This is a genomic window from Nitratidesulfovibrio liaohensis, assembly GCF_011682075.1.
In the GTDB taxonomy this organism is placed as follows: domain Bacteria; phylum Desulfobacterota; class Desulfovibrionia; order Desulfovibrionales; family Desulfovibrionaceae; genus Cupidesulfovibrio; species Cupidesulfovibrio liaohensis.
In genome coordinates this window covers 1-643 of record NZ_VSMK01000752.1, presented here as the reverse complement: position 1 = coordinate 643, position 643 = coordinate 1, and the positions used below count along the sequence as shown (strand labels likewise).

The 643-nt window shown below is 72.5% G+C and carries 1 protein-coding gene; it reads right to left on the bottom strand.

The features are described from left to right. The coding region (locus FVW27_RS18560; RefSeq protein WP_243838573.1) for an ABC transporter ATP-binding protein at nucleotides 1-643 on the bottom strand (643 nt) is incomplete at both ends.

Sequence of the window (643 nt, the reverse complement as noted above, 5' to 3'; positions counted from 1 at the left end):
CACGCCGGGGGCCGCGGACAGCAGGGTCTGGGCCGTGCGGGCGCGCATGGCGGGGGTGACGAACCACGTCCGGCCCGTGAGCGGGCGGGTGAAGTGGCCGGGGGCGCCGTCGCCCACCAGCCGTCCGTGGTGCATGATGGCCACCCGGTCGCAGTGTTCCGCCTCGTCCAGGTAGGCGGTGCTGACCAGCACGGTGATGCCGTGCTCGCGCACCAGCGAGAACACGATGTTCCACAGTTCGCGCCGGGACAGCGGGTCCACCCCCACGGTGGGCTCGTCCAGCAGCAGCAGGCGGGGCGAGCGCACCAGGGTGCAGGCCAGCCCCAGCTTCTGCTTCATGCCGCCGGAAAGCCGCCCGGCCAGCCTGTCGAGAAACGGGGCAAGGCCGGTCATGCGCATCAGCGCGGGCCAGCGTTCGGCCCGCTGCGCGGCTGACACCCCGTGCAGGTCGGCGTACAGGGAAAGGTTTTCGGCAACGGAAAGGTCTTCGTACAGGCCGAAGCGCTGGGGCATGTACCCGATGGCCGACTGCACGGCCTGCGCCTGCGTCACCGTGTCGCGGCCCAGCACGGTCAGGCTGCCCGCATCGGGCAGCAGCAGCCCGGCGGCCAGGCGCAGCAGGGTGGTCTTGCCCGCGCCGTCC